Below are 25241 nucleotides of genomic sequence, written 5' to 3' on the forward strand. Positions count from 1 at the left end.
AAATACGAACAACCGGAAACACGATACTTATTACAGGACTTATTATAAGTATTATAATAAGTCCTGTAATAAGTGATTTACCGGGCTTCCCATTTTTTCCGGCTCCCCTTTACCTCGACAACGACAGGTATATGTGTGAAGCCTAAATCCTTCCGTATGCGGTTTCTGATGTACGCGATATAGGATTCCGTAACGGCGTCCGGGCGGGTAGCAAAAACCAGAAACTTCACCGGGTTTGTCTGGGTCTGGACTATATACCTGAGTTTGAATTTATTGGTACGTCCCTGCGGGGGCGGAGACGCCTGTATCCAGTCATTAAGGGCAATGTTAAGCGCTGAAGTTTCAATTTTTTTGAAAGTTCTCCATACAATTCAATGGCGGTATTCAGCAGGTCCTTTATTCCTTCCCCCTGAAGGGCCGAAAGCGCGAGGACCGGGGCAAATTCCATATGCCCGAACATAATTCTCATGTTTTTAACAGTTTCCCGGAAGGTTTTCTTTTCCTGATTCATCAGGTCCCATTTATTGAGGATAAAAATAACACCCAGCCCTTCCTGCGTCGCGTGCGCAATAATCTTTTTGTCCTGATCAGCCAGACCTTCCCGGGCATCTATCATATGAAAAACAATGTCCGCGCCTTTAAGGGTTTTTATGGCCCTGTTAACGGAATAGTATTCTATGTTTTCCTTTACCCTGCTCTTGCGCCGGATTCCGGCCGTATCGAGCACCTGGAATTTCTGTCCCCTGTATGTAAATTCACCTTCGACAACGTCTCTTGTTGTTCCCGCGATGTCGGAAACGATTGAAGCGTCGGTCCCGGTTAACCGGTTGGCCAGGGTCGACTTGCCGGTATTCGGTTTTCCGACAATGGCAATCCGTATCCGTTTTTCTTCTTCACCTTCCAGAACACCGGAAAAATCAAGAGGCGCGGTGAGGGCTTCTTCAAGTTCAAGAATATTGTCGCCGTGTTCGGCGCTGATAAAATATACTTCCTTAAAACCGTAGCGAAAAAAATTCCACGCGTCAGATTCCTTTCTGCCGCCCTCTGTTTTATTTACCGCAACAACCAGCTTTTTATTATAGGGACGAAGCAATTCAATGAATTCCTCATCCTCGGCTGTAGGGGACCCGGCCTCAAGAAGGAGCAGAATCTCATCGGCTTTTTTCAGGGAAGCAAGGGTTTTTTCAACAACAAGCTCATCCATTACCGCGCCGTCAGTTCCGGCTTCCCGGTCAAGTTTAAAACCGCCGGTATCCATAATCCGGACCGGCTTTCCGTTTATAAAAGCCTCAGCTTCTATGGGGTCCCGGGTTACCCCGGGGTCGGATCGGTTATCGCGCGCCGGGTATGAAGGAACCGGTTAAAAAGGGTGGATTTGCCGACATTCGGCCTTCCGACAATTACTATCAGAGGAAGGTTATGGTATACCGCGGTTTCATCAAATACCCGGCTGGAGGCGCTTTCAGATCTTTCCGGCGGGATGTTATTGTCATTCATAGCTTTTTATTTTTCCCTGTATCAGTTTTTTAATTTCACGCGCCGCCGACATTTCCATGGCGGCTTCGGCCAGCTCGGCGGCTTCCTCCACGGAAACCTTGCGGATCAGATCCCTTACGGCGCTGATAAAAACAGGGGCCATGCTGAAGGTACGGAGGCCCATTCCTATCAGCAGAAAAACCGCGCCGGGGTCTCCGGCCATTTCCCCGCACATTGACACTTCGACCCCGGAACGTTTCCCCGCGGTGATTGTCCTCTTTATCAGCCGCAGAACGGCCGGGTTATAATAATCGTAGAGATAGGCGACTTTGGGATTTTCACGGTCAACTGCCATGGTATACTGTATCAGATCATTTGTTCCTATGGACATGAAGTCGACTTTTTTCGCGAAAAGGTCAGCGCAGGTCGCGGCTGACGGGACTTCAATCATAATACCGGTTTTTACGTTTTTATTAAAAGGGATTCTGTTTTTTACACAGGAGGCTTTTACGTCTTCAAATATTTCCAGCACAATATCCAGCTCTTCCATGTTTGAAATCATGGGGAACATAATGCGGAGATCACCATAATTGCTTGCCCTCAGGAGAGCCCTCAGCTGCGCGGAAAACATGTCGCGGTGATCAATGCTGTAGCGGATAGCCCGCCATCCGAGCAGGGGATTTTTTTCTTCAAGAACAGCCTGTTCGTGCAGCATCTTGTCGGCGCCCGCATCAAGGGTCCTTATTACCGCAGGGTATCCGTCAAGATTTTTCACTACCTCACGATATACCGCGAACTGGGTTTCTTCATCGGGAAGGACGTCCGAACCGAGAAAAAGATATTCCGATCTGAAAAGGCCGACTCCTTCCGCTCCTTTTTCCTTTGCGTCCCGGACTTCATCGGCAAGCGCAATATTGGCGCGAAGAGAAATAGCGGCCCCGTCCGTTGTTACGGCAGGCAGTTTTTTCCGTTTCGGCCCGGACCCTGTTTTCTCTCCCGTATCCTTTTTTCTTTTTGCATCGCTGCGGGACCGGTAAAAAGACAGAACGTCGGCAGGCGGGTCAATTATTACAAGACCGTCATCGGCGTCAAGAACAATTTCCATTCCATCCGATAAAAGGCCCAGTATTCCCCGCAGGCCCATAACGGCGGGGATACGCCATGTCCGCGCCAGGATTGCTACGTGGCTTGTGGCGCCGCCTTCTTCAAGCAGGATACCTGCTATTTCAGCGTCTTTCAGGGCAAGGGCTTCCGAGGGCTTAAGGTTTTTTGCCGCCAGAATTGTTCCCGGAGGAACAAAGCGGTCTATCGAATCCACAGCTGTTTTTGCCGTACCATCCTGCAGGAGGTGATTCATTACCCGCCCGAAAGCATCTTCAATATCAACGGCCCGCTCGGCAAGATAGGTATCGCCGCTTGCCCTGAGGACGGCGGTAGTTTCGTCTATCTTGTTTTTAAGAATGTTTTCAACATTCAGTTTTTTCGATTTCAGATCAGCGTGAATCTGGGGTATAAATTCGGGATCGGATAGCATCATCAGGTGCGCTTCCAGAATCTCGGACTGGAATTTATTCCTGTCATCCTTGAGAAGCAGAATTTCCTCACGCGATTGTTCAAGCGCGGTCTGAAACCGTTTCCACTGTGTCTCTATATCTGCGGAATCTATGCGGTATTTGGGAATTGCGGCTGTTTTTTCTTCCCGGAAACAAAAAACCGGAGCCACAGCAATACCGGGAGATGCCGACAGGCCTTCTAATTTTCTCACAGTAATATTATAAAGAAAAAAAACAGCCTTGCATACAGCCCGAAATAATCGTATCATAACCGCATGGCAGAGAAAAAGAAAAAAAATCGGCACCTCTGGGCTGTTTGTTCTGGATAGCGTTTATTCTGCTTGTTCTCGTTCTTTTTTTACTTAACAGAAAAAATATCAGCACTGTGCTTGAAAAAACAGGAGCCGGGGACATGCTCTTCGGCAAAAAACACACGGAAGCGACGGATACCGGTCCCCGGATCCCTCCGATACAGACTAATGATGATATAACTCTTGTGCCCGCCGGAGGCGACGGCAGCGGAGCGGCGCCGGAACAGCCGGCACCATCCGGCGATATTACGGTGGTTTCGCAGCCGGAACAGCCGGCCTCGCAGGGAACAAACACACAAGCTCCGGCGGAACAGCCGCAAACTGCCGCCCCCGTTCAGCCGCAGGTAAAGCCGCCGCAGGAAGTTCCGCAGGCGACCCGGAAAACAACGCTGTTTTTTGTCTCAATAGATGCTGACGGCAGAGTTGTCCGCCATGAAGTTACGCGGGAAATTCCTCAAACGGATTCACCTCTGACCGAAACCCTCCGGGTCCTCTTTCAGGGGACCAACGCCGCCGAAGCAAAAAGGGGACTGCGCTCCCTCATTCCGCAGGGAACAAGACTCCTCTCCGCCTCGGTCAGGGACGGTGTAGCAAGGCTGAATGTGAGCGAGGAGTTTCAGTTTAACCAGTTCGGCATTGAAGGGTATCTCGGGCAGCTTGCCCAGATTGTATATACGGCCACTGCGTTCCCGACGGTTAATTCCGTTCAGTTTCTGATTGAAGGCCAGCAGCGGGAATACCTCGGAGCAGAAGGGGTCTGGATCGGGACGCCGCTTACCAGGGACAAATTTTAGACGGGAGATATAACATTCCGGAGCAAAACATCCTGAAGGACGGCGGTAAATATTTCTGTTTCCGCCGGTTCTTTAAGAAGTTGTCCTTTTATTTATCCGGATAATATGAACCGGAGTTACCTGTACTATCTGCGGCGTGAAAGAATTTTTACAGCCGGGATTAATACAAAACCCGGCTTACTATTTCATCCTGAATTTCTGCCTTTCTACTCATGAATATCGTCTACTCTTCCATTGGAATGATACTGTTTTCCCACTACCTTGCGCTGTTTTGCCCAGGCGTCCCCCAGGCCGCTGCTAAATACAAGGCTTATTCCGATAAAGACACTGACAATCAGAACGACGAACCGGAAGCCTTCATTTATGGTCCGTATAAAGCGGTTAATGGGCGGATAATTTACAATAGTCCCCATTACAGGATGTTTCTTTTCATATGTCAGCCATCTAAGGTTGTAAATACCTTCACTCGCTTCGTCTGAAAGCAGCCTGCCCGCGCCATATTTTGCCCGGTGAGCTTCAAGTATTTCTTCATACATCTGGCTGATTTCAGGATCCTGAAGCATCTCTTCCAGCTCTATGTTCCTGATAGTAAACTCGGGGAAAAAAGCCGCAAAAAGAAAGACCAGAACCGCCAGAATAACAACGGTCTTAAACCAGAAGAAAATCCTGGAGAATACGGATTTACCGCCCGCCGCAGGACTGACCTCTTCGGCATAATCCGGATTCGCCTCCATACTGCTTTCCAGTTCTTTCATTACCTGGAGGATCGCATCGGCGGAGACCGAGCCTTCTTCCACACTGACATATATCCATGACATATCAACAACAACATCGGAGGAGGCAATACCATCCGTACAGGCGGCCAGGGTTTTTACCAGGGTTTTTTCAAGGTCTTTCGGTATTTCTTTTACCCAGAACCCAAGATACGGCCCACCGCTTTTATCGGCAAGACCGAAATAAAGCCATACCTGTCCCGGAATCAATACTCTATAAGTCGCTTTTTTATTCATTCCCTCAGGGGCAAATTTAAGCTGCTTATTCAATGCCTTAAAAATTTCTTTTCCTGATGACATACAATAAACTCCTTAACAGGTACAACATCTTCTTAATATAGTTGCATATAATTGGGCTTTGTCAAGTTTTATTTTTTTGATGCCGGGCAAAAGAGATAATTTCACCCTATAAGCTAAAAGGGAGTGTTTCACCCCTGTTTATCGCCCTTGCGGACTACAAGGGCGCCAATATATTGATGCATCCAAGGACCTTACAACACATTTTCTTTTCCCCGCCGAACCTGATCCCCTTGGATGAAAACATACCGCGGACGCACTGAAAAGCTGTGATCCTTTTGACTCCGTTATCACCTCAAATACCGCAAATATTGACCTGATCCGCAGGAGACTCTATCTGGCGGACCTTTGCTCCATCCGTACAAACCGGCTCAAGATGCAGCTTGCGGATAATTCCGGCGCCTGCGCTACGCTCCCATTTCAATTTCACTACCAGCATGTTTCTGTCCGGCAAGCGACAGGTTTAATTCGGATGTATTTGACCGGCGGCATCTTATGTACAACGGATACAATTACTCCGATGACTTCTGTTGTCTTGCCGGCTGGCTATTACATAAAAATCAAAAAAGCTATGACTCCATGCACACTATAAAAATGATCCTCACAAAAGTCTGCTGTTTTTATCACAATTCCCTCATGACTCTATGGGATATTTATCCTGTACACAAATGGATAAGCGGAGGAAAGCAAGGACCGCCGCTAATCCGGAAATCTAATGAATCAGGAGCAGAGTATGAATTTACGAATGATTGCCACAGCTACGGCTTTTCTTGCCGTGGTATCCGCAGCAGTATTCGGCTCAGGAAGAGCAGAGGAGAAACCCATGTCATCAGCGACATTCCCGCCCAGCGGTATCGTGACCGTCGAACGGGTCACCTTCAAGAACAGAATTAACATTGATGTGGCCGGGGACCTGTATATCCCCAAGCAAATTGTCCGGTCCGCGCGGCACCCGGCCATTGCCGTGGGCCATCCCTTCGGCGGCGTCAAGGAACAGACCTCCGGCCTTCACGCTCAGAAAATGGCTGAACTGGGTTATATCACCTTGGCGTTCGACGCGTCTTTTTATGGTGACAGCGGCGGCGAACCTCGGCACATTGAAGTCCCGGAAATCAGGGTGGAGGATTTCAGCGCCGCGGTGGATTTCCTGAGCAACCATCCCCTGGTGGACCCCGGCCGCATCGGGGTTATCGGTATCTGCGGCGGGGGCGGCTATTCGGTCAGCGCGGCGGCAATTGACCACCGCATTAAAGCCGCGGCCACGGTCAGCATGTACGACATGGGCCGGGCACGCAGGCAGGGACTGGGCGATGTGATTACCTATGATCAGCGCATGAAAACTCTGGATGAGATAGGCGAACAGCGTACCAGGGAATTCAGGGGCGAACCCAGGCGGGACATTGTAGCTATTCCTGAAAAACTCTCTCCCGGCGACACAGAGAATACCCGGGAGTTTTTCGATTATTACCGCACACCCAGAGGCTATCACCCGAACTTATCACCCACCGGCTATTCTTTTACCAGCCTTGCGCCAATGATGAACTTCTTTCCGTTTGTACAGATTGAAACTATCTCTCCCAGACCGCTTCTTTTTATTGTGGGAGAGCGGGCAGTGTCAGCATATTTCAGTGAGGATGCTTACAGCAAGGCTGCGGAACCAAAGGAACTTTTTGTGGTGCCCGGGGCTTCCCATGTGGACCTGTATGACGTTCCCCAGTATATGGCTGTTTCTATTCCCAAGATGGACTCTTTCTTTAAACAGTATCTGAGATAAAACACAACAAATGCCCAGTCCCGGGACCGGCTTCCGGAAGTGGGCATTAAAAATTATGAAACCCCAAGGAGTTTACCAATGAGAATAATTACCTGCGCGGCGCTGCTTTGCTGCACATTTTCCGCCGCGTTTCTTTATGCAGGCGGTGGTTCTGAAAAACAGGAGGCGGCACATTCCGGTTTTACAGAACGCCAGATTATTGCCCGGCAGGGTCTGCAGCCTATCACTGTAGGCGCGGAAGAGAATTTTACCGGAACTGTTTTTGTGGAAAACCTCTTCCCGCCGGAGGCACCTTCGGCTGTGTATGGCGCCTATGTTACATTCCAGCCCGGAGCCCGCACCTCCTGGCATACCCATGACACGGGGCAGACCCTGATAGTAACCTCCGGCGTCTGCTGGACCCAGGAGCGGGGCGGGGTTAAGCAGGAAGCCCGTCCCGGAGACGTGGTCCGCTGCCCTCCCGGAGTGCCCCACTGGCACGGCGCTTCCCCTGACGGAGCCATGACCCACGCGGCATTCGGTGAAAGACTGCCCGGCCTGGGTGTCCGGTGGCACGAAAAAGTAAGCGGCGCCGAATATATGAGCCCCGCCGGACCTTCCGGAAGTCGGGCCCGGCAGATAATAACCCGCCCCGGTTCCGGCGCGCAAACTCAAGGAGCTCCCGGCAACTTTACCGGCAGAGCCATGGTTGAAAATATCTTTTCCCCAACTTCACCGGCCGCAATGTACGGAGCTTTCGTCTCCTTTGATCCGGGCGCCCGGACCGCGTGGCACAGCCACGGCTCGGGACAGACCCTGGTTGTACTATCAGGTATCTGCTGGACCCAGGAGCAAGGCGGGCAGGTCCATGAGGCCAGGACAGGGGAGGTAATCCGCTGTCCCGCGGGAGTCCTCCACTGGCACGGCGCTTCCCCCGATGGGGCCATGACCCACGCGGTGCTGGGTGAAGCCCTGCCGGACCTTCCCGCAGTGGTATGGCGGGAGAAGGTAAGCGGCGCGGAATACCAGGCCGCCGTATATGGAGCAGCGGATTATAAACAGGGCCTGAGCGGCAGGCAGCGGGCGGCGGTGGCTATTTCGGCGTACACCGCACGGGGTGAACTGGATAAACTCTCCGCAGCCCTGAACGCCGGACTTGACGCGGGACTTACGGTAAACGAGATAAAAGAAGAGCTCATTCATCTGTATGCCTATACCGGATTTCCCCGGAGCCTCAATGGGCTTATCACCTTTATGGGTGTTATGGAAGACCGGAGAAGCCGGGGCATTGCCGATGAAGTGGGCCCTGAGGCTGTGCCGCTTCCGGCCGGCGCGGATAAGGAAGCCTTCGGGCGGTATGTCCGGGACGGCCTTTCGGGCAGGCCTTTTCCCACAGCCGGAACCTACGCGGAGTTTGCCCCCGCCATTAATACCTTTCTTAAGGAGCACCTCTTTGCGGATATCTTTGCCCGGAGTATTCTGGATTACCGGACCAGGGAGCTGATCACCGTAAGCGCCCTCTCGTCACTGGAAGGAACCCAGGGACAGCTCCGCGGCCACATGGGACTTGCCATGAATACCGGCGTCACCGAGACCCAGCTCCGGGAACTGGTATCAATTATCCGCCGGGATGTGGACCGCAGGCAGGGACGGGCCGCCGCGGAAGTCCTGGAGCAGGTACTGGCCGCGCGGAACTGAGTATGAAAAAAGGACTGTTCCGGATGATCCATGGACAGTCCTTTTTTATGATGAATTCCAAAAGAACCGCTTGATTGCTCAATAAATGTGTATTATAATGTGTATAGAGGAATTTTATGCGAACAAATATTGTATTAAATGATGAGCTTGTGGAAGAGGCGTTTAAATATTCTGAGAATATCACAACGAAAAAAGAGCTGGTCGAGACAGCTTTGCAGGAATATGTAAATAACAGAAAACGGAAAAACCTGAAGGATTTACGGGGAAAAATCCAATTCCGTGATGATTACGATTATAAATCCATGAGGGAAAAGAAATGATCCTTGTGGACACCTCCGTATTGATTGGCTATTTTAAAGGAGCCCCGGGTTTGCCGTATAAAAAATTTGATAACATCATCGAAAACAACATTCCCTTTGGGATAAACAATGTTATCTATCAGGAAGTACTCCAGGGTTCAAGAACGGAAAAAGAATTTGATACATTAAAAGAGTACTTGCGGACGGTGCTGTTTTACGATGTCCGCGATGGAAACCATTCCTATGAAGAGGCCGCTTATATGTATTATAAATGCAGAAAAGCCGGCGTCACCGTCCGGAGCAGTGTTGATTTGATAATTGCGCGGACGGCAATAGAAAATAATTTGTACCTACTCCACGATGACAATGATTTTATCCATATAGCTAAAGTGATTAAGGATTTGCGGTTATATAAATAATCGTGGCTGACTGCATTCCTGGGCCGCCCGGGTCTTAACCCCGGCATTTATTTCCCGTCATCTTCTATCCGCTCATTGGCGGCGCTGAACCAGAAACAGTTCACCCCGTTCCCGGATTCCACGCCGTAGTCCATGTTGTGGGCCGTAAGGATGGTGGAGACAATCGCAAGTCCTATGCCGGTGCCTTCCCGGTGGCCTCCCTGATGCTGGACCCGGCGGTAGCGTTCCCAGATTTCATCCAGCTGTTCCGGGGGAATCTCCTCTCCCGGATTGGTCACCGCCACGCAGACCGCGGTCTCGTTTTTCGTGATTCCCACTTCAATAGTCCTGCCGTTCTCCGTATGGTTGATGGCGTTGTTGAGCAGGTTGCGCAGGACCTGGCTTATTTTTAAGGCGTCCAGGCGCATGGGAATGTTCCGGGAGTAGCTTTCCAGAAGCATCCCGATATGGTACTGCCGGGCGGCTTCCCGGCCGTAGCCCACCGCGGATTCAACCAGATCAAAGAGGTTGCACAGTTCCAGCTTGAGTTCCGAATAACCCGCCTGCATCTGGGAGTAATCCATGATATCGTCTACCATCTCGCTCAGGCGGTTCGCCTCGGAAATGATAATATCCATGTTCCTGTTCCGCTGCGCCTCGTCCGGCCCGGTAACGTCCCGGACCATTTCACTGTACCCGGTTATCAGCGCCAGGGGCGCCCGCAGTTCATGGGAGATGTTGGAGATAACCTCCTTGCGCAGCACGTCCACCCGCTGGAGTTCCTGTCCCAGTTCTTCCACGGAATCGGAAAGCTCCCCCAGCTCGTCGCTGCGCCGCACCTGGGGCACCGCGGTGAGGTCGCCCTGGGTAAGCCGTTTAACCGTACCCTTGATATTCTGAATCGGCCGTGAGAAATGCCGGGCCAGGATAAAGGAAATTAACGAAGCCACCAGGGTGAGGATAATACTGAGGGTTAGGAGCTGCTGCCGGTTGAGGCGCTGCATGGCGTAAATCTGGGTCATGGAGTGGTACAGAAGGATAGCCACGGGCTCGTCCTGGTAGATGGCCGGCACCCCTGCCGTTATGGCCCGGGAGCTGGAGAGCTGCACCACATCGGTATAGGTATTGCCGGCGATAACATCGGCGTAGTGGTTAATCAGCCAGGCGTAGGGCCCTTCCATGCCCACGGGATTGTTCATCCTGCCGCCGTTGTAGGCAAAGAGGATTTCACCGTTCCGGTCCACCAGGAACACCGTACCGATGACCATCTTGCTCAGGAAGTGGAGGGGATTGTTGGAATTGTAGGGATCAATCTGCTCGACGTACTCCAGCTCCACCGCGTTGGTCTGCACCCGGGTAAACAGTTCCTCCCTGGTGGTGTTCACGTAGTTGGGTTCAAACAGGAGAATCTGTACCACCCATAAAAAGAGAATCGCTATAGCCGCCAGAAGCATATTGCCCGCCCACAGGCGCAGCATCAGTTTGCTTTTAAGATAGGCCCACAGATTGGCCTTCTTTTCAGCTTTCTTTCTTGTACTCAAATTTGTACCCCACTCCCCATACGGTGGCTATATAATTCCGGTATTCCCCGAGCTGTTTGCGCAGGGACTTAACGTGGGTATCCACGGTACGCATATCGTCAAAATAGTTGTATCCCCAGACATTCTTAAGCAGCACATCCCTGGTAAGCAGCACGTCCTTGTTCTTGGCGAAGAACAGCAGCAGGTCGAATTCCTTGGGCGTCAGGGAAACCGCCGCCCCGTCCAGCAGGACCGTGTGGGAACCTTCCTGTATCTCAAGCTCCCCGAATTTCAAAGAACCCCCGGGCACAGACCCGGCCCGCTTAAGGACCGCCTTAATCCGGGCCATGAGTTCCTTGGGGCTGAAGGGCTTTGCCAGGTAGTCGTCCGCCCCGAGGTTGAATCCCATGAGTTTATCGTATTCTTCTTTTTTGGCGGTAAGCATTATCACCGGCGTCCCGGTGAAGCGGCGCAGTTCCGCCAGGGTCTCAAAGCCGTCCTTGCCGGGCATCATCACATCCAGCACGATAATATCAAAGGAGGACTGCTCCGCCGCCTCCAGCGCCTGGGCGCCGTTTTCCGCCTCCCGGCAGTGGAACCCGTCCAGCTCGGCGTAGGTTTTTACCAGCGCCCGCAAATGGTTATCATCATCCACTACCAACAGTTTTTTCATCCAATGCTCCTTGGACCTGCTTGATAACCCGGCGGGCTGTCAAACAGGCCATAAGTGGAGTTTTCGGAAACTGAGGTTTCCAAAAAACTCTATCCTATAGTAGGATATCTCCTTCCATCGGGCAAGGTTTTACCCCTAATCCTCACAGAAGATTGCCGCTTTTTTCACAATTCCCTCACAAAGGGGACTCCCCAATGGCCCGCGACGGAACCGCAAAACCCGGTTCTCCCGGAACACGCCGGATGAAGGTGTGTGCCTAAAGCCGGTTAGATTGAGGGGCAGCCCCGGTTTTTACACAAATCTTTCCCTCTCTTATCACAGAATTATCATAAATGCCTGTTAGCTTTTATCATAACGGGGAAGCGGAGAGCCGCGGCCCGCCGGTTCCGGGATTTTCCATGAACTTCCCTGTGGCAATCCGCGGGGTATTAAACCGCTTTTGAACAAAGGAGATAGTGTGAAATACAAATCTTTCTGTTTTATGCTGCTGCGGTCTGTCCTGTTGGGTTCCTGCGGCTTCGGCTGTACCGGACACCGCCTCCGGCCAGACCGCTGGCGATGCCGTACCGGCGGGCAATACCAACGGAGCTCCGGCGGAACCGCACCTTACCATCACGGTAAACGGCGCTTCAATGAGGGCCGAACTTATTGAAAGTCCGGCATCCCGGGAGTTCCTCTCCCTGCTTCCCCTGACGCTGGCTATGACCGCCTACAGCTCCCGGGAAAAGTACGGACCCATGCCTGCCCTCAGCCGGGATAATATGACCGGGATTAAAGCCGGTCTATGAAATCGGGGATATCGTCTACTGGCATCCCGGTCCCATCATGGGGATTTTCCATTCCCACGACGGACGGAGCATCAGGGCCGGGGATGCGGTACTGGCCCGGCTTGACCGGGATGGTATTGCCGCCCGTGCCTCCTATCCGGGACCTGTGCGGGTCACCATTGAATCGGTGAATTGACTTGTTCGATAACCACGCCCGGTATTCCGGGCAGTTATCTGAAAAATAGTAAGGAGAAACATAATGAAGAAAATCTGTACAATGGTAATCATAGGCGCCATCCTGATGGCCGCCTGCTTGAATGAATCCGCAAACGCCCAAACCTCTGCCGGTGGAGGCGGGTCCCGGATTCTGGTGGCCTATTTTACCATGCCCGAAACCGATGGGGTGGATACCGTGGCCGGGGCAAGCCGGCTGGCGGTAAACGGCCAGGTTCTGGGCAACACCCAGTACGTGGCCCAGCTTATCCAGCGGCACACCGGGGGCGATATGTTCGTTATCAGAACCGTCCAGACCTATCCGGGCGCCCATCAGCCCCTTCTGGATTTCGCCCGGCAAGAACGTACCGCCAATACCCGGCCCGCCCTGGCCGCGTCAGTTGAAAACCTGGACCAGTACGACACCATCTTTCTGGGCTTTCCTGTCTGGTACGCGGACCTGCCCATGCCCCTGTACTCATTTCTTGAGCAGACCGATTTTTCCGGGAAAACCCTCATACCCTTTTCCACCCACGGAGGCAGCCAGTTTTCCAGCACCATCAATACCATTGTCCGGCTCCAGCCCAACGCCAGCGTAACCCGCAACGGCTTTACGGTGTCCCGGAATTCCGCGGGCAGGGCGGAACGGGATGTAACCCGTCGGCTGGAAAGTCTGGGATTTGTACAACATTAACCGGTGCCCTGCGCGGTATCGCTGAAATATATCAATTTTATAAGGAGTTACTATGAAAACACTGCTAAAACACATTATGGCAATTGCCGTACTTGGCCTTGCCTTGGCTTCCTGTGCTTCCGCTCCGGAAGGCGAATCCGGCGGAACTTCCCTGCGTATCGCGGAACAGGGGAGTTTCGCTGTAGGCGGAACCATGATTACCGCACCGGGACCCTTTGATCCCCGGAGTCCCCTCGCGCCGGCGGGCCAGACCTACCGCGGCGACCACGCTTCCGTATCCTACCAAATCCCTGAAAACTCCAAACAGCTTCCGTTGGTTTTTCTTCATGGTGCGGGGTCATCCGCCCGGGTTTGGGAAACCACCCCGGACGGACGGGAAGGGTTTGCTAATATCTTTCTCCGCCGGGGATTCAGCGTCTATCTGGTTGACCAGCCTCGGCGCGGACAGGCGGGCCGGACCATGGTGGAGGGGACGGTGAACCCCACCCCGGATGAGCAGCTCCTCTTCGGCCAGTTCCGCCTGAGGGTGTGGCCCGACTTCTACCCCGGTGTCCAGTTTCCCCGGGATGAAGAAAGCCTGAACCAGTATTTCCGGCAGATGACCCCCAACACCGGTGCCTACAACGCCGGGGTAATCGCCGATGCCGTATCTGCACTGTTTGCCCGGACCGGTCCGGGCATTCTGGTAACCCATTCTCAGGGAGGCGGTCCGGGATGGCTGATTGCAATGCAGAACACCAATGTCCGGGCGGTGGCCTCCTATGAACCAGGAAGCGGCTATGTGTTCCCCCCGGGAGAAGTCCCGGCCCCCATGCCCAGCATCGCCGGAACCCTCTCAGCAGAGGAGATACCCCTGGATGAATTCCTGAAACTGACCCGGTTTCCCATCGTCATTTATTACGGCGACAATATCCCCTCCGAAGTGACGGATATTCCCGGCCAGGAAAACTGGCGTATCCGCCTGGATATGGCGCGGCTCTGGGTGGAGGCCGTTAACCGGCACGGCGGCGATGCGGTGCTGGTGCACCTCCCGGAAATCGGAATCCGCGGCAACACCCATTTCCCCTTTTCCGACCTGAACAGCCTGGAGATCGCGGATCTTCTTACAAACTTCTTGTCCGAAAAGAAACTGTATTGATAAGTTTATAGTTTTTGCCAATGTGAACTATTTTTCCATAATTTTACCTAAAAAAGAAGAAAGCTTTTTCTTCTTTTTTGGGTGAAAGAGTCATTTCCAGTTGACAGTTTTATTTTTTTGAATTCCGTAACTCCGGGCGGGGTTCCTCAATTCTGATCCGCCGGACAGACGCTGCGCGGCGGGTTCTACGGTCAATATCCATAATAAGACCGTGTATGGCCGCCGCGGTTTCAGGCAAATCCATTTTATACAGAACCTGGGTGATTCCTCTTTTGACAGCGCCCTCCGGGTCCACACCGATAACTGAGTGGATGGGGCCGGTCATGCCGGCGTCAGTCATATAGGCAGTCCCGCCCGGGAGTATCCGTTCATCCGCTGTCTGTACATGGGTATGGGTACCGATAACGGCCGAGGCCCGCCCGTCAAAATACAGCCCAAAGGCTTCTTTTTCACCGGGAGCTTCCGCGTGAAAATCGACAAAAATCAAGGGGGCTCCGTGTCCTCCAGCCAGCTGTTTATTTGCCGGTCAGCACACCGGAAAGGACAATCGAGAGGGGTCATGTTTTCCCTCCCCTGCACATTGAGGACCGCATATCTTATGCCGTCTTTTTCAAAAATACCCGCTCCCTGTCCGGGAGCAAAAACCGCGGCTTCATCTTGGCCGGCGGACAGCGTGTATTCGGGAAAATTCGCGGGACGCAAAACTCTGGGGAAATCGGTGAAGACGTTCCAGAATTCCCGTTTTTCAAATGAATGGTTCCCGCCGGTAATAACATCAGCGCCCGCCGCAAAAAGTTTTTGGGTATCGGAAGCCGATATTCCGGTCCCTCCGGTAGCGTTTTCGCCGTTTATAATACAAAAATGAACGCGCTCCTCTTTAAGGAACCCGGGCAGCAGGGAAGCAATACAGCGCAGCCCCGCGGGGCCAACTACGTCTCCAATGAAAAAAACGCGTGTCAGATCATTAGTCATCGGTATATACGGCAGTGCGGAGACTGGTCATCATTCCATTCCGCCACGGAACATTTCTCTGTTCGAGGGCAGCCACCGTACGGTCTATATCATAGGGAATACGGATTATATCAAAGGTAACAGGACCCGGGTTTTCCGGGGAATTTTCCTCTATCGTCACAATTCCGAAAGAAGCCCTGCTGTCGCTGTCCAGGGGTTTGCCTAGACTGCCGGGGTTCAGTATGCGGGCCTTTCCGGCTGTTTCGTTACGCGTAAAATGGGTATGCCCGCAGATGTATATAATGTTTTTATCTGTTTCAAGATCAGCCGCGCGAAGCGTTTCCTCATCAGAGTTATGCCTGCCGTGGACCATATCAATATGCCAGCCTCCGGCGTCAAACTGGTGTCGGGCGGGCAGAGCTTCAAGCCATTTTAAACTTTCAGGAGACAGCTGTGTGCGGGTCCAGTGGCTGTGACGGACTCCGTCAGTACTGCTGAAATAGGGGTTATGCTCGAGCGCGTATTCACTGTTCATATACCGGTCATGATTACCGCATAAATATATTTTTCCGTCGAACTTCCGCAGTAACTCCACCGTTTCCTCGGGGTACGGGCCCAGATTAACATAATCACCGAGAAAGTATACAGGCAGAGAGGATAAATTTTCCTTTTCTAGGTAATGAAAAAAAGCTTCGAGGGCGGGGAGATTTGCGTGAATGTCCGATGCCAGAATGAATTTCATTATTGTCCCAGTATAACGTAAATTTTGATGATTGGAAACATCTTTTTTATTTACGGCAGTATTTTCGGAAAGTTTCAGCAAAATAGAAAATACTACCGGGAAACTGCGTATATTTTAAGGTCCTGTTTCCGGGCATTGCCCGGAAACCAAGGTACCGTAAGCCGGATACATTATCTGAGCTGATACCGGCGGAACAGCCTACCGTGCCTGCCGGATATGATATCCGAGCGAATTCAATTCCGCAAGCAGACCGTCGGGACCGTACATATGGGCCAGCCCGACAACCACAAAGGCTGTTTCTTCCCCATTCAGATATTCTTCAATAAGAGGAAGCCAGTTCCGGTTTCTCTCCGCGATCATGGTTTCATAAGATTGGGGGGACTGCTGATACATTTTCCTGAGCATACTGTCAACAGCTTTTCCGTCTCCGGTTTCCCATGCCGAAAGCAGGGAAAAGGTATCGTCCAGAGCGGTGTCCCATTCCGCGATAAAAGATGAAATATACTCATCTTCAAAGCCCATACCTTCGTTTGCCAGCAAATCAATCTGGAAATCCGTACTTTCCAGATAACCAAGCTGTTTTTCTTCCATTTCCGCGGCGGCAAACACATAAAGGTCAACCCCGGGAGCATCCAGGCCGGCGCTTTCCATTTGAAAGAGGGTCAGGATATTTGTAACGAGCGGGGGTTTGAAATATATCAGCTGGTCAATAGGTATTTCGAATGATTCGCACAGCAAGGCCAGCTGTTCAAATGTTTCAGGTGAAAGCAGATCATAAAGCGTGTCTTCTTCGGGCAGAATCATTTCGTACATCATTTTTTCCGCGAATTCGGGAGTTTCCATTTCCCCGATATCAGCCTCAAACACAGCTATATCGGCCCTTTCAAGAGCCCTGTCAAAAGCGGCGGGAAGCGGGTAATCTTCCTCGCGGAGAATATGGAGACTGCCGCCCAGATACAGAATTTTGCCGTCCCTGCTTATTTCCCACACGGAAGTCTGGGCGCCAAGCGAGGCGGCTATTAACAGCCCTGTCAAAAGAAATGCTATCAGTCTTTTCATTTAAATCTCTCCCGGTTTATCGGGAAAACACCGCCGCTTCCGGGCAGGCATGCTTTCCGCAGTATTTTATAACAGTTTACACCATTTTTCTGATTCCGCATACTTGTTTACGGAATTATTCCTGTTTGTGTTCCCTGTAAAAAAGCCCGTAAAAGCCCTTTCTCCGGGGAACATTCCTGTGCTATACTGTGAAATGTGATTGCTGTTCGCATTTTATACGGAATTACAGGGGAAATATGAAAAAAGAAGAAACCGTATTATTTTGTATTTTTCTTCTCCCTCTGCTTTTTCTTTTATCATGCGGCGCTCCCCGGAAAACGGAAAAACATCCTGTATATCTGAGTTACCGCAATATTCCGGGAGTTACGGAAGAAGAAATTCTTGCGATAGAAAACCTCCGGGCAAAACACGATTACTTTTTATATGGCATGAACCACACGGCGGAGGCCTTTTACCGTCAGGACGGAACCACGGGCGGATATGCCGATCTTTTTTCACGCTGGCTGAGCGCGCTTTTCGGGATTCCCTTCCGGCCATATATTTGTGAATGGGAAGAACTTATAGCGGGCCTTGATTCAGGGGCCATACACTTTACCGGAGAACTTACTTCAAATCCCGAACGGCTTGATAAATACTATATGACAGACCCAATAGCCGAACGGACCATCAAATACTTTTTTGTAAAAGGAAGCGAAAAACTTTCCGTTATTGCAAAAGAACGCACTCTCAGGTTTGCCTTTCTTAAAGGGGCTTTTACGTATAATCTGGTCGCGGCAGCCTCCGCCGACGCCTTTGACCCGGTATTTGTTGAATCCTATGAAGAGGCCGTGGATCAGCTTACCGCAGGGACTATCGACGCGTTTTTTGAGGACGGCCCTGCGGAAGCGGCGTTTGACATATATCCTTTTATAGATGATCAGATCTTTTTTCCGCTTATTTATACGCCTGTGTCACTCTCGACAGCGGAAGCCGCTCTCGCTCCGGTAATCAGTATAGTCCAGAAATATCTGCAATTGGGGGCCATTCACCAGCTTATCGGTTTATATAATCAGGGTGAAGAAGAATACCTGCGGCATAAACTGTTTATGCGGCTTGATGATGTGGAACGGAATTTTCTGGCAGTGAGCCAGGCGGAAAACCGGCCCGTAATGCTGGCCGCGGAATATGACAATTATCCGATAAGCTTTTATAACACAAGAGAGAAAGCCTGGCAGGGGATCGCTATTGATGTTCTGGATGAAATCGGCAGACTGACCGGGCTTGAATTCCAGCCGGTCAACGGCAAACACGATGAATGGCCCGAACTCCTCGACATGCTTGAATCGGGAAAAGCGTCAATCATAACCGAACTTATCCGTTCCAACGAACGCGAGGGAAGGTTCCTCTGGACAGATGAAGCCTATTCCACGGATTATTACGCTCTGCTTTCCAGAACGGACCACGAAGATATTACCATTAATCAGGTCCTCTATTCAAAAATCGGACTTGCGGAAGAAACCGCGTACACGGAGGTATTCCGGGAATGGTTCCCGGCGCATACCGATGTTGTAATGTATCACTCCGTTGAAGAAGCTTTTGCCGGTCTTGAAAAGGGAGAAATTGACCTTTTTATGGCAACCAGAAACCTTCTGCTCAGCATTACCAATTATCTCGAGCAGCCGGGCTTCAAGGCAAATCTGATTTTCAACCGCTCCTTCGGTTCCCATTTCGGTTTTAACAAAAACCAGGAAATCCTCTGTTCAATCATGGGCAAAGCCCAGGACCTTGTGGATACCGAAACTATTACCGAACGCTGGATACGCAGAGTATTTGACTACAGAAGAAAACTCTCCAGACTGCATAACTCATACCTCGGAGGCTCCTCCGTCCTGCTCTTTTTTATACTGCTGCTGGTCCTTTCCCTGTTCCACAGGAACAGACAAATGAAAAAGAAACTTGAAGTAACAGTCAGGCAGCGGACAGCGGAACTGGAAATCCAGACCCACGCGGCCCAGGTTGCTTCCCGCGCGAAGAGCGATTTTCTTGCGCGTATGAGCCATGAAATCAGAACCCCGCTTAATGCCATTATAGGAATGGCGCAGATAATAAATCCGTATACCCAGGAAGCGGAAAGGGTCCAGTCTTCAATAAATGAAATTCTCGCGGCTTCTTCGCATCTTCTCGGAATTCTGAATGATATTCTGGATATGTCAAAAATAGAATCAGGAAAATTTCTACTCTCCTGCACTCCCTTCAGTTTTCAGACGGCAATGGAAGAAGTCGAAAAAATCATCATCCAGCGCTGCATTGAAAAAAACATAACCCTGAAAACCGATTTGCCGAAGCAGGATAATCTGTATGTTGCGGGCGATAAACTCAGGCTTAAACAGGTCCTCATTAATCTTCTGGGAAACGCCGTTAAATTTACCGGAGAAAACGGACATATAGAATTTTCGGTCACAGCGGATTGTGAAGACAGCCGAAATATCACGCTGACGTTTACCATCACCGATAACGGGATCGGAATGACGCCCGGACAAATTGAAAAGCTCTTTATTCCCTTTGAACAGACAGACAAGTCCATTTCGGAACGGTTCGGCGGGACAGGTCTCGGACTCGCTATAAGCCAGAACCTGATCAGCCTCATGGGCGGAAAAATAAAAGTAGAAAGTATTCCTGAAGAGGGTTCAGCCTTTTTCTTTACCCTGCATTTTGAAAAAACGGAATCCGTGCAGGAAGAAATATCCCAGCCGCTGTTACGTTCGCTTGACCTTTCAGGAAAGCATCTTCTGCTGGTTGAGGATATTGAAATAAACCGGCTGATTCTTAAAGAAATGCTGGGCGAAACAAATATCGAGATCCGGGAGGCCGCGGATGGAGTCGAGGCAATAAAAAAATTTGAAGAATCGCCTGAAGGTTATTTTGATCTTATTTTTATGGATATTCAAATGCCCCGCATGGATGGGTATGAAGCGGCCCGCTTAATCCGGTCCATGAACCGCAGCGACGCCGCCACTGTTCCCATTGTTGCGATGACTGCAAATGCTTACCGCGAAGATGTTGAACGCGCAAGGGCCGCGGGAATGAACGGCCATGTCGCAAAACCTGTTGACATAAGCAAGCTGAGAACCATACTTGCCGAAACCCTGAAACAATAACAGGCGGCACCGGGCCGCCTGTTTCGTTACACAAACGTATTCTATTTCCGGCCGCGAAACAAAGCTTCCGCCGGACAGTACTAAGGCAGCGCTGATTAAGTCATGACGGCTGCCCGGCGTTTTCCTTTTTCAGCAGGAAATACCGCAGAACACACTGGGCCGCGATCGCAAAAAGAAAGCTTACCCATGATATATGCCAGCCGGCAAGAAACCCGAACAGGCAGAAAAAGGCAAAGGCCGCAATCCATATCGCGCCGGACAGAAGTCCGAATTTCTCGGCACAGACCTGACTCTGTTCTTCCGCAAGCCGGCGGACCCAGGTTTTTTTTCTGTCTTTTTCGCTGAGTACCAGAAATGCGAGGAGCGCGGCGCCCGGAATTACAAAGGCTATCAGAGTGCCGAGCGCAGCAACCATTGATATATTCCCCGCCGGATAACCGGCACGCACCGCCTCTTCAGAAGCAATTTGCATATCACTGAAATAGACTATCGCGGCCACAAACAGGCCGAACAGGAGCAGCGCCGACGCAAGGGTATACCACAAACTGCGCTTCCAGCTCATTGCGTAACGGACCCTTGTCTCCTGAGTCAGACCAAGAAAAACAAAAGCGCCTAATGAAACAACGCCAAATGGCATAAACGAAGCTATTGTTTCCATTATACCGTCTGTAGAAAATCCCGTAATTGCGCCTACTATCAGTCCGAAAATGAAAATAACTCCGGCTGCCGGGTAACCGATCAGATGGACTTTGTCTAGCGGAATCGAGCGCATATAGGCATGGCTAATAATTTCAGTGCGTTTTTGCCTGCTCACCGTATCGGCAACTTCGGTAATATCGCCCAGTTCGTCCAGAGCTTTGTCCAGAGCTTCTTTTTCGTTCATACCCTTTCCTGTCATATCGGAAACCCTGTCCGACAGGTTTGAAACAATCTCTTCCTTCAATTCTTTCAGTTCCGCTGTCTCTTCATAGTCCGCGAATATTTTTTCTACAGCTTTTTCAATTTCTTCCTGCATTGTCATTCCTCCTGAATAGTTCAGCTAAAACCCGGTTGGTAAACTGCCAGTCATCAATATTGCGGTTAAGCAGTAAAGTCCCTTTCTGGGTTATTTTATAATATTTCCGCCGGCCTCCGTGTGTCTCCGCGCCCCAGTATGAAGTGATACAGCCGTCTGTTTCCAGCCGGCGAAAGGACGCATACAGTGTTGCTTCTTTCATTTCAAACCGGTCGCCGGTTTTTTCCAGTATTTTTTTGTAGATTTCATACCCGTAACTGTCACCCTGTTTTAAAAGGCTTAAAACAATAGTATCAGTATGGCCCCGGAGCATATCGGATGATACTTTTCCTTTCATTTTCATACCCCCTTAAGTACAATATAAGACAAAGTACTATATCTGTCAATATACTTTTCCAGTTTTAGTACTATACTTGAAAGAGTTTTATAACAGATTAAGTATTAAATCAGGTTTAAGACAGATGAGGGGCTTTTCATTTGTGAAGAAAGGACTTTTACGCGTCCAGATACTCGGCGAGTTTTTCCATTAAGGTATTTACATCTATAGGTTTGGCAATATGCCCGTTCATTCCGGCCGCTATACACTCATCAACATCTTCGGTAAAGGCATTTGCGGTCATCGCAATGATCGGGATTGTCTGCGCGTTTTCCAGCCCGGAAACACGGATTTGCCAGGTTGCGCTCAGGCCGTCGAGACCGGGCATTTGCACATCCATGAGAATGAGATCATAGTTCCGGCCGTTGCTGCGGAATTTTTCAACGCCTACGAGACCGTCCGTTGCCGTATCTATTGTGACGCCGGTTTCTTCAAGAATGTTCATTATAATTTCACGGTTGATTTCTATATCCTCAACCAGCAGAATGGTTTTTCCTCGCCAGTCATATACTTTTTTTTCAGCTTCGTTCGGTTCCGCGACAAAAGTTTTTTCAGTCAGCTGGACTATCGTATTATACATTACGGACGGGAGTACCGGTTTCGGAAGGAAATTGGTAATTCCGAGCTGTTTGACATCGCCTTCGACCTCTGACCAGTCGGCAACGGAAATCATTATCACAATGACATCATCATTCATGATTTTCTTTATTTCCCTGGCAGTTTCAGCTCCGCTCATTCCGGGCATTTTCCAGTCGAGAAAAATAATATCATAGGGAATGGAATTTCCGAGATTTGTCCTGACTTTATCAATCGCTTCGGCTCCGCTTGACGCCGTATCGCAGGCCATTGAAAACCCGGTCAGTATATTATTGAAATAGATGCGCACATCCTCACTGTCATCAACAACGAGTATCCGCAGGTCATTCCTCGGCTGTTTTTGCGGAAGGTCTTCCCTGAGTTCCGGCCCCCAATCAATGTCCACTTCGAAAATGAAATTCGAGCCTTTGCCCAGCTCGCTGTCCACCCATATTTCCCCGCCCATGAGATTGACAATTTTCTTGCATATCGCGAGGCCAAGTCCTGTTCCGCCGAATTTTCTGGTAATGCCTCCGTCGGCCTGTTCAAACGAATTGAACAGAATGCTTTTTTGGGTAGGACTGATGCCGATTCCGTTGTCTTTTACTTCCACATGCAAAACTGATGTGTTTCCGGTTTTCGGAAGATGCCGCACCTTCAGTGAAATGGCTCCCCCATCCGGCGTGAATTTTACCGCATTACTCAAAAGGTTCATTATAACCTGGGAAAGCCGGAGCTCATCGGCAATGACATAGTGCGTAAAGAGACTTTCAAAATCAAAGGTAAAGTTCTGCTCTTTTTCAGCCACCCTTACCTGAATAACATTGAAAATATTCTGTATCATTTTTTCGAAATTGAATTCTTTCGGAATAATTTCGAGCTTGTTGGCCTCTATTTTCGACATGTCCAGAATATCGTTTATCAGCCCCAAAAGCTGCTGCGACGCGTCTTCGATTTTACCGAGGCAGTATTGTATTTTTGACTGTTCATCGGTTTTTTTGGCAATGGTGGTCATACCGATAATAGCGTTCATGGGAGTCCGGATTTCATGACTCATGCGGGACAGGAATTCACTTTTTGCCCTTGTACTGGCGAGCGCGTCTTCCTTTGCCTGGATCAGGTTTTGGGTTGTTTCATCCCGGTAAATGGCGGAGGCAATTAAAAGCCCGCCGGATTTTAATATGTCCTGTTCATGGTTGGTAAAAGAACGTTCCTTAGTGCAATCTTCAAAGCCCATAAAGCCCCAGAATTCACCGTGAAGAGAAATAGGGATAACAAGCAGGGACTTGCACCCGTCCATACCGGGAAAATTGACGAGATTACCGTCAAGATCCTTGACCAGGGAATTGATTGGGGTCCCGGTTTCCACCAGATAACGCCAATTCGGTACAAAATCATCATAGGGAATATTTACGGCGGGAACGTCCTGGTGAGGTGATATATGGGCATAGCTTCTTGCCCATTCAGCAATCTGGGAACAGCAGACCCTGCCATTGATGGTGCTGTTTTTCCATATATAGGTCCGGTCCACGTCCACACTTTTTCCGAGTATTTTCAGAGACTCCATAAGGACATCGTAAAAGTCGTCCCTGCTGTTTGCCATTAACAGGGACGCAACCGAGTTGACCGCTTTCAGGAGGCGGTCCTGCCGGATGAGTTCATTTTTTGCTTCTTTCAGGGAACGGAGATCAATCGCATAAGCGGCAAGGGCATGCGAACCTTTGTAGGAAATACGTTTAAGAATAACCCGCATCGGAACCCGGGCACCGTTAAGTTCAAGCTCCGTTTCAAATTCGCTGTATCCTTTTTCAAAAGCGGTTTTTATCCGGTCAGCCAGACTGATTGAAGTCCGGCCGTTGGGCTGATATCTGGGAACACTGCTGTTAATCAGCGGCATGAGATTTTCCACCAGTTCGTCTTTTGACCTGAACCCAAAATATTCTACCGCGGCAGGATTGCTGTCGATGACATGGAAATGGGCATCGACAATAATATTGACATGGGGATTAGTTTCAAACATTACCTGATTGACCTGCTGGGTTTCTTCAAGCTCCTTAACGGCTTTTTGAATTTCAGCCTGGAGCCGTTCGTTATAGCGCTCGTTTTCTTCAAGCGCATCCTGAAGTCCCTTTTCGGTCTCTTTGAGTTTGTCAATATTTAAAAATCCGCCGACCGCTCGCAGCGGTTTTTTCTCCGGGGTCCACTCTATAATCCTGCCTATATCAAGCGCCCATAAATAATGGCCGTTTTTCCGGCGCAGTCTGATCTCCCGGGAAAAATGGTCCGTTTTTTCGCTCAGGAAATCTTTCATTGCCTCAAGCGCGCCGGGTAAATCATCAGGATGAATAAGCTCCCTCAGCTCGGAAAAAGCCCCGGTAAGTTCACCGGCTTCATATCCCATTATATCGAGAAAGTCCTGATTATATGTGAGCATGGCGGCGGGTATATTCCATTCCCAGGAAGCCAGGCCCGCTATCTTTGCTATAAAATCGAGCTGATCGGTTTTGAGTTTGAGCTGGGCTTCGGCGTTTTTTATTCTGCTTACGTCCTGAACGACGCCCACCATCCTCACAGGCGAGCCGTTTTCATCCCGTTCGATAATACTTCCCCGGTTCTGGGCCCATATAACGGTTCCGTCTTTGCGCGCTATACGGAATTCGGATTCATATGTATCTGTTTTTCCCGCAATATAATCTTTTATTTCCTGATTTCCGGCGGCAAAATCTTCCGGGAGAACCATTTTTTCCCAGGTTGAGGCGTCCTGAGGCAGTTCGCCTGTTTCATATCCTGTTATATGTTCCCACTGTTCACTGAAAACAACTCTACGGGAAGGAATATGGAGGTCCCACAAGCCGATACCGGCGGCGTTTATTATAACGTCCATAGAACCGGCAAAGTAGTCTGTTGGGGAAATTCTTTGATTTGAATTGTTTTGTTTATTATTACTGCTGTCAGGTGTCATAGTTTTTCTTCAGCATTCCCTTCCCGTCCATAATTCAAGATAATTCCGGTATTTTATTCGAGGCGA

General features: G+C 50.2%; 22 protein-coding genes and 1 pseudogene. 10 read left to right on the forward strand and 13 right to left on the reverse strand.

The window, feature by feature from the left end:
• Positions 1 to 77: 77 nt before the first annotated feature.
• Together der and ptsP are read right to left on the reverse strand one after the other, a co-directional pair.
• Positions 78 to 1497 (reverse strand): annotated as a pseudogene (gene der, locus K7I13_RS07815) (ribosome biogenesis GTPase Der).
• Positions 1490 to 3241: a phosphoenolpyruvate--protein phosphotransferase gene (ptsP, locus tag K7I13_RS07820; protein WP_255944715.1), complete on the reverse strand. Its 1752-nt coding sequence runs from the start codon at positions 3239 to 3241 to the stop codon at positions 1490 to 1492. Before ptsP ends, der begins: the two are co-directional and overlap by 8 nt.
• A 104-nt stretch (positions 3242 to 3345) precedes the next feature.
• On the opposite strand from ptsP, the gene K7I13_RS07825 reads away from it, so the two are divergent.
• Positions 3346 to 4134, forward strand: a complete 789-nt coding sequence (locus K7I13_RS07825; protein WP_255944716.1) for a GerMN domain-containing protein — start codon at positions 3346 to 3348, stop codon at positions 4132 to 4134.
• A gap of 206 nt (positions 4135 to 4340) precedes the next feature.
• Here the strand turns inward: K7I13_RS07825 and K7I13_RS07830 are convergent, their stop codons facing one another.
• Together K7I13_RS07830 and K7I13_RS07835 are read right to left on the reverse strand one after the other, a co-directional pair.
• Complete coding sequence (locus K7I13_RS07830; protein WP_255944717.1) at positions 4341 to 5207, reverse strand: hypothetical protein; 867 nt, start codon at positions 5205 to 5207, stop codon at positions 4341 to 4343.
• Between the two features lie 292 nt (positions 5208 to 5499).
• On the reverse strand, positions 5500 to 5643 hold the full coding sequence (locus K7I13_RS07835; protein WP_255944718.1) for a hypothetical protein: 144 nt from the start codon (positions 5641 to 5643) through the stop codon (positions 5500 to 5502).
• 294 nt (positions 5644 to 5937) lie between these two features.
• On the opposite strand from K7I13_RS07835, the gene K7I13_RS07840 reads away from it, so the two are divergent.
• The 4 genes from K7I13_RS07840 (at position 5938) to vapC (ending at position 9373) form a co-directional block, all read left to right on the forward strand.
• Positions 5938 to 6978: an alpha/beta hydrolase gene (locus K7I13_RS07840; RefSeq protein WP_255944719.1), complete on the forward strand. Its 1041-nt coding sequence runs from the start codon at positions 5938 to 5940 to the stop codon at positions 6976 to 6978.
• Between the two features lie 78 nt (positions 6979 to 7056).
• Positions 7057 to 8655 (forward strand): (R)-mandelonitrile lyase, encoded by a 1599-nt coding sequence (locus K7I13_RS07845; protein WP_255944720.1) that lies wholly within the window; start codon positions 7057 to 7059, stop codon positions 8653 to 8655.
• 116 nt (positions 8656 to 8771) lie between these two features.
• Positions 8772 to 8975 (forward strand): type II toxin-antitoxin system VapB family antitoxin, encoded by a 204-nt coding sequence (locus K7I13_RS07850; RefSeq protein ID WP_255944721.1) that lies wholly within the window; start codon positions 8772 to 8774, stop codon positions 8973 to 8975.
• 50 nt (positions 8976 to 9025) lie between these two features.
• Positions 9026 to 9373 carry a type II toxin-antitoxin system VapC family toxin gene (vapC, locus tag K7I13_RS07855; RefSeq protein WP_439647421.1) on the forward strand — a complete coding sequence of 116 codons (348 nt, stop codon included), beginning with the start codon at positions 9026 to 9028 and terminating at the stop codon, positions 9371 to 9373.
• 47 nt (positions 9374 to 9420) lie between these two features.
• On the opposite strand, the gene K7I13_RS07860 is transcribed toward vapC, so the two are convergent.
• Positions 9421 to 10893, reverse strand: a complete 1473-nt coding sequence (locus tag K7I13_RS07860; RefSeq protein WP_255944723.1) for a sensor histidine kinase — start codon at positions 10891 to 10893, stop codon at positions 9421 to 9423.
• The gene (locus tag K7I13_RS07865) at positions 10871 to 11545 is read right to left on the reverse strand and encodes a response regulator transcription factor (RefSeq protein WP_255944724.1); all 675 of its coding nucleotides are present in this window, start codon (positions 11543 to 11545) and stop codon (positions 10871 to 10873) included. The genes K7I13_RS07860 and K7I13_RS07865 overlap by 23 nt, the downstream gene beginning before the upstream one ends.
• Positions 11546 to 12177: 632 nt before the next feature.
• On the opposite strand from K7I13_RS07865, the gene K7I13_RS07870 reads away from it, so the two are divergent.
• From K7I13_RS07870 to K7I13_RS07885, 4 genes are all read left to right on the forward strand, one after another.
• Positions 12178 to 12333 carry a cyclophilin-like fold protein gene (locus K7I13_RS07870; protein WP_439647422.1) on the forward strand — a complete coding sequence of 52 codons (156 nt, stop codon included), beginning with the start codon at positions 12178 to 12180 and terminating at the stop codon, positions 12331 to 12333.
• 37 nt (positions 12334 to 12370) lie between these two features.
• Positions 12371 to 12508: a hypothetical protein gene (locus K7I13_RS07875; RefSeq protein WP_255944725.1), complete on the forward strand. Its 138-nt coding sequence runs from the start codon at positions 12371 to 12373 to the stop codon at positions 12506 to 12508.
• A 63-nt stretch (positions 12509 to 12571) separates the two neighbouring features.
• Positions 12572 to 13219 (forward strand): flavodoxin, encoded by a 648-nt coding sequence (locus K7I13_RS07880; protein ID WP_255944726.1) that lies wholly within the window; start codon positions 12572 to 12574, stop codon positions 13217 to 13219.
• Positions 13220 to 13271: 52 nt separating this feature from the next.
• Positions 13272 to 14357, forward strand: a complete 1086-nt coding sequence (locus K7I13_RS07885) for an alpha/beta hydrolase (RefSeq protein WP_255944727.1) — start codon at positions 13272 to 13274, stop codon at positions 14355 to 14357.
• Between the two features lie 109 nt (positions 14358 to 14466).
• On the opposite strand, the gene K7I13_RS07890 is transcribed toward K7I13_RS07885, so the two are convergent.
• From K7I13_RS07890 to K7I13_RS07905, 4 genes are all read right to left on the reverse strand, one after another.
• On the reverse strand, positions 14467 to 14844 hold the full coding sequence (locus K7I13_RS07890; protein ID WP_255944728.1) for a YmdB family metallophosphoesterase: 378 nt from the start codon (positions 14842 to 14844) through the stop codon (positions 14467 to 14469).
• Complete coding sequence (locus K7I13_RS07895; protein WP_255944729.1) at positions 14841 to 15329, reverse strand: YmdB family metallophosphoesterase; 489 nt, start codon at positions 15327 to 15329, stop codon at positions 14841 to 14843. Before K7I13_RS07895 ends, K7I13_RS07890 begins: the two co-directional genes overlap by 4 nt.
• On the reverse strand, positions 15322 to 16050 hold the full coding sequence (locus tag K7I13_RS07900) for a metallophosphoesterase family protein (protein WP_255944730.1): 729 nt from the start codon (positions 16048 to 16050) through the stop codon (positions 15322 to 15324). The genes K7I13_RS07895 and K7I13_RS07900 overlap by 8 nt, the downstream gene beginning before the upstream one ends.
• Positions 16051 to 16248: 198 nt before the next feature.
• A complete protein-coding gene (locus K7I13_RS07905) occupies positions 16249 to 17109 on the reverse strand; it encodes a TraB/GumN family protein (RefSeq protein ID WP_255944731.1) in 861 nt (286 codons plus the stop codon).
• A 236-nt stretch (positions 17110 to 17345) separates the two neighbouring features.
• On the opposite strand from K7I13_RS07905, the gene K7I13_RS07910 reads away from it, so the two are divergent.
• The gene (locus K7I13_RS07910) at positions 17346 to 20246 is read left to right on the forward strand and encodes an ATP-binding protein (RefSeq protein WP_255944732.1); all 2901 of its coding nucleotides are present in this window, start codon (positions 17346 to 17348) and stop codon (positions 20244 to 20246) included.
• A 100-nt stretch (positions 20247 to 20346) separates the two neighbouring features.
• Here K7I13_RS07910 and K7I13_RS07915 read toward each other — a convergent pair whose 3' ends face one another.
• The 3 genes from K7I13_RS07915 to K7I13_RS07925 all read right to left on the reverse strand — a co-directional run bounded on the left by K7I13_RS07915 (position 20347) and on the right by K7I13_RS07925 (position 25097).
• Positions 20347 to 21261, reverse strand: coding sequence for a permease prefix domain 1-containing protein (locus K7I13_RS07915; protein ID WP_255944733.1), 915 nt, complete (start codon positions 21259 to 21261; stop codon positions 20347 to 20349).
• The gene (locus K7I13_RS07920; RefSeq protein ID WP_255944734.1) at positions 21245 to 21598 is read right to left on the reverse strand and encodes a PadR family transcriptional regulator; all 354 of its coding nucleotides are present in this window, start codon (positions 21596 to 21598) and stop codon (positions 21245 to 21247) included. Before K7I13_RS07920 ends, K7I13_RS07915 begins: the two co-directional genes overlap by 17 nt.
• 157 nt (positions 21599 to 21755) lie before the next feature.
• Positions 21756 to 25097 (reverse strand): PAS domain-containing hybrid sensor histidine kinase/response regulator, encoded by a 3342-nt coding sequence (locus tag K7I13_RS07925; RefSeq protein WP_255944735.1) that lies wholly within the window; start codon positions 25095 to 25097, stop codon positions 21756 to 21758.
• Positions 25098 to 25241 lie beyond the last annotated feature (144 nt).

It is taken from the genome of Brucepastera parasyntrophica, from assembly GCF_022376835.1.
Lineage (GTDB): Bacteria > Spirochaetota > Spirochaetia > Treponematales > Treponemataceae > Brucepastera > Brucepastera parasyntrophica.

What these genes read in the sequence shown, in the direction of transcription:
- K7I13_RS07870 (WP_439647422.1), top strand. Translation starts at nt 12,178, where the DNA reads ATGAGGGCCGAACTTATTGAAAGTCCGGCATCCCGGGAGTTCCTCTCC.
- K7I13_RS07845 (WP_255944720.1), top strand. Translation starts at nt 7,057, where the DNA reads ATGAGAATAATTACCTGCGCGGCGCTGCTTTGCTGCACATTTTCCGCC.
- K7I13_RS07920 (WP_255944734.1), bottom strand. Translation starts at nt 21,598, where the DNA reads ATGAAAGGAAAAGTATCATCCGATATGCTCCGGGGCCATACTGATACT.
- K7I13_RS07925 (WP_255944735.1), bottom strand. Translation starts at nt 25,097, where the DNA reads ATGGACGTTATAATAAACGCCGCCGGTATCGGCTTGTGGGACCTCCAT.
- K7I13_RS07900 (WP_255944730.1), bottom strand. Translation starts at nt 16,050, where the DNA reads ATGAAATTCATTCTGGCATCGGACATTCACGCAAATCTCCCCGCCCTC.
- K7I13_RS07915 (WP_255944733.1), bottom strand. Translation starts at nt 21,261, where the DNA reads ATGCAGGAAGAAATTGAAAAAGCTGTAGAAAAAATATTCGCGGACTAT.
- K7I13_RS07840 (WP_255944719.1), top strand. Translation starts at nt 5,938, where the DNA reads ATGAATTTACGAATGATTGCCACAGCTACGGCTTTTCTTGCCGTGGTA.
- K7I13_RS07910 (WP_255944732.1), top strand. Translation starts at nt 17,346, where the DNA reads ATGAAAAAAGAAGAAACCGTATTATTTTGTATTTTTCTTCTCCCTCTG.
- K7I13_RS07880 (WP_255944726.1), top strand. Translation starts at nt 12,572, where the DNA reads ATGAAGAAAATCTGTACAATGGTAATCATAGGCGCCATCCTGATGGCC.
- K7I13_RS07865 (WP_255944724.1), bottom strand. Translation starts at nt 11,545, where the DNA reads ATGAAAAAACTGTTGGTAGTGGATGATGATAACCATTTGCGGGCGCTG.
- K7I13_RS07905 (WP_255944731.1), bottom strand. Translation starts at nt 17,109, where the DNA reads ATGAAAAGACTGATAGCATTTCTTTTGACAGGGCTGTTAATAGCCGCC.
- K7I13_RS07885 (WP_255944727.1), top strand. Translation starts at nt 13,272, where the DNA reads ATGAAAACACTGCTAAAACACATTATGGCAATTGCCGTACTTGGCCTT.
- K7I13_RS07830 (WP_255944717.1), bottom strand. Translation starts at nt 5,207, where the DNA reads ATGTCATCAGGAAAAGAAATTTTTAAGGCATTGAATAAGCAGCTTAAA.
- K7I13_RS07835 (WP_255944718.1), bottom strand. Translation starts at nt 5,643, where the DNA reads ATGCTGGTAGTGAAATTGAAATGGGAGCGTAGCGCAGGCGCCGGAATT.
- K7I13_RS07895 (WP_255944729.1), bottom strand. Translation starts at nt 15,329, where the DNA reads ATGACTAATGATCTGACACGCGTTTTTTTCATTGGAGACGTAGTTGGC.
- K7I13_RS07875 (WP_255944725.1), top strand. Translation starts at nt 12,371, where the DNA reads ATGGGGATTTTCCATTCCCACGACGGACGGAGCATCAGGGCCGGGGAT.
- K7I13_RS07850 (WP_255944721.1), top strand. Translation starts at nt 8,772, where the DNA reads ATGCGAACAAATATTGTATTAAATGATGAGCTTGTGGAAGAGGCGTTT.